Origin of the sequence: Pedobacter sp. UBA5917, from assembly GCF_002432345.1 — a bacterium.
Lineage (GTDB): Bacteria > Bacteroidota > Bacteroidia > Sphingobacteriales > Sphingobacteriaceae > Pedobacter.
This window is the reverse complement of the sequence record NZ_DJDT01000150.1, coordinates 1-2,846: the sequence shown is the minus strand read 5'-3', so window position 1 is coordinate 2,846 and position 2,846 is coordinate 1. Positions and strand designations below refer to the sequence as shown.

Sequence of the window (2,846 nt, the reverse complement as noted above, 5' to 3'; positions counted from 1 at the left end):
CACGAACATTTCGGGCGATTGGATATTGTTTTGAATAATGCGGGTTATTCGCTTGTAGGGACTATTGAAGAAGCAACAATCGATCAGGTTAAGGCCATGTACAACACCAACATTTTTGGAACGGTGGCTGTTATACAAGCTGCATTGCCAATATTACGCAAACAGGGTTATGGTCATATTTTAGGTACTTCGAGCAACCTTGGCCATGTGGTTTTACCGGTTATCGGTTATTATGCCTCATCTAAATGGGCATTCGAAGCCATACACGAAAGTTTGGCAGCAGAGGTAAAATCATTCGGGATAAAAGTAACCATTATCGAACCAGGTGCCTACGCCACAGAATTCGGAAGTCAGGCATCGTTAAAATTTGCAGAGGGAATGGATGTATATACCGACTTTAAAAACCAATTTTTTGAAGGTTTGCAAAATATGGAAAGAGGTAATCCGGAAGCTACACCAGAGGCCATTTTTAAAGTTGTAGATACAGAAAACCCACCTTTACGTTTATCGCTCGGCAGCCATAACCTGGCCTGGGTACGTACGGCTTATGCTGAACGTATAGCCAGCTGGGAAGAATGGGAAGCGGTATCGAACGCTGCCCAAGGATAAACAATATTACCGCCATATAACCGATAAACGAAAGCTTATCGGTTATATTTGTATTACATCGATATGAAAAAGGAAGACAACAACCCATATAAATTCAATTCTTTATCGGAAGCGCACCGGATAATGGGCCTACCCCAACCAAAACATCCGCTTATCAGCCTCATCAACAATGAAGATCATCCGGTTGAAATGAGCGGACAGCCAAATTCGCATATCCTTAACTTTTATAAAATCTCGTATAAGCCAAAATTAAGCGGCAGGTTAAAATACGGGCAGAGTTATTACGATTTTGATGAAGGAGGTTTACTTTTTGCCGCTCCAAACCAGATTATCGGTCACGAGCAGGATTTAGAATCGAGTGTTTGTTCTTTACTTACCTTATTGATCCACCCTGATTTTCTATTGTCGTACCCGATTGCCAAAAAGATCAAAAGTTATGGTTTCTTTTCTTATTCAACCAACGAGGCCTTGCATTTATCGGATAAGGAAAAAGGAACAATCATGACCATTTTTAAAAGTATTGAAGAAGAACTGAACAGCAGGATTGATGATTTTAGCCAGGATGTGATTATTACGCAGATCGAACTGTTGCTGAATTACAGTAACCGTTTTTATAAACGTCAGTTCATTACGCGTAAAGCACAGAACAGTGATCTTTTACAAAAGCTGGAAGACCTTTTGGAAGCTTATTTTAATGATCGGACACCAATACTGAAAGGTTTACCAACAGTGCATTACCTTTCCGATCATTTAAATGTTTCGCCAAGTTATTTAAGCGACCTGCTTCGCTCGCTTACCGGACAGAATGCGCAACAGCACATCCATCAAAAATTGATCGAGAAGGCAAAAGAAAAGTTATCGGGCACCAGTTTAACCGTTAGTGAGGTAGCTTACGAACTCGGCTTTGAACATTCGCAATCTTTTAACAAACTCTTCAAGGCAAAAACCAAGGTTTCGCCATTGGCATTTAGAAAAATGTTTAATTAACAAAAAAATGATCCGTTAGTAGCGTTTTGATCTTCTGCATCGTATAAGCTATAAATTAAAGCTTTATGAAAAAGATATTAATGCTCCTCTTGGCAATTTCAAGCCTTGTTTATGTATCATGCAAGAAAACAGACAGGGATAACGACGGACCTGGCGAAGTTTACGGCAGGTGGAAATTGACCGAAACAAGGTTTGATATTGGAAGCGGAAATACCCCGTACCAAAAAGTATCAGGCCAGGCTAAATACCTTATTTTGAGCAAATCGGCAGATAATGCTGGAAAATTTAAAGGTGATGCCATCTTAAATTTATATAGTTTCAGAATTTTGGACAGTGTAAGAATGGAAGTTTTCAATTACACTTATCAGATGCCAAGTACTTATTATTATAAAGTTTCGGCAAATACGTTAGAACTTAATCCGCCCTGTATTGAGGGTTGTGGATACCGTTTTGTAAGAGAAAAGTAGAAATACCCGCGTTATCCCCTCGAGTTACAGATCTCCTCCTGAAATTTCAGGTATTTTGAAGGGCTAAGGTTAAGGTAATGCTTAAAATCGTGGATTAACTGGCTTTGATCGTAAAAACCACAGGTTTCGATCACTTCGAACCAGTTTACCTGTTTGTTATCGACAAGCCTTTGCTGTACGAGCTCGATTGCTTTTAGAAAGCGCATGTAACGGCCAATTTCGCGTGAAGAATAACCCAGGTGTTTTTTCAGGTTAAGCTGTACGGTTCTTTCAGAAAGTTTTTCCCGGGACGAAATCTCCTTTACCGGACTTATCTGGCTATTGCCTAAAGCAATAATCTGTTCTGTTAAAGTATTTCGGTTCCGGATATAAAGCCGGCTGAAATTAAGGATCTGTTTAACTTTTGCCTCTACTGTTTCCTGTTTATTGAGGTTCGTCCAAAGGGCGGTGAAACAGTTGTCTTCCAGCAGATCATCGGGATGAAGGTATTCGCTGAGTGATGCGGTACCGAAAAACCTGAAAAAGGCATCGTCTTTAAAATTTACAACCAGCATTTGCCCTCTCGCCGGGAGCACGTAAGTAAAAGCCTGCTTAACGGGACCAAAAACCAGGCATTTATCCATTGATATTTCTTCTTTCTCTTTTGTAACCAGCAAAAGCGGCGCACCAAAACTGAAAACCATCATGGTTTGGAAGTTGGGCAATGAGGTGTGAACAATGGGATTATCGGATCTGTTTTCTGCAAAATAAAAGTGCGAAAACAATTCCACAAATTCAGCAGGA

General features: G+C 40.2%; 4 protein-coding genes. 3 read left to right on the top strand and 1 reads right to left on the bottom strand.

The features are described from left to right. The 3 genes from B2V92_RS09270 to B2V92_RS09260 form a co-directional block, all read left to right on the top strand. On the top strand, positions 1-609 hold a 609-nt coding region (locus B2V92_RS09270), incomplete at its 5' end, for an SDR family NAD(P)-dependent oxidoreductase (protein WP_293307167.1). 63 nt (positions 610-672) lie between these two features. Then, positions 673-1,596 carry a helix-turn-helix domain-containing protein gene (locus B2V92_RS09265; RefSeq protein ID WP_293307165.1) on the top strand — a complete coding sequence of 308 codons (924 nt, stop codon included), beginning with the start codon at positions 673-675 and terminating at the stop codon, positions 1,594-1,596. Positions 1,597-1,661: 65 nt separating this feature from the next. Continuing rightward, complete coding sequence (locus tag B2V92_RS09260) at positions 1,662-2,063, top strand: hypothetical protein (RefSeq protein WP_293307163.1); 402 nt, start codon at positions 1,662-1,664, stop codon at positions 2,061-2,063. Between the two features lie 11 nt (positions 2,064-2,074). Here the strand turns inward: B2V92_RS09260 and B2V92_RS09255 are convergent. After that, on the bottom strand, positions 2,075-2,846 hold a 772-nt coding region (locus tag B2V92_RS09255), incomplete at its 5' end, for a helix-turn-helix transcriptional regulator (protein ID WP_293307161.1).

Excerpts from the sequence above, each read along its gene's own strand:
- B2V92_RS09260 (WP_293307163.1), top strand. The coding sequence starts at position 1,662 with ATGAAAAAGATATTAATGCTCCTCTTGGCAATTTCAAGCCTTGTTTAT.
- B2V92_RS09265 (WP_293307165.1), top strand. The coding sequence starts at position 673 with ATGAAAAAGGAAGACAACAACCCATATAAATTCAATTCTTTATCGGAA.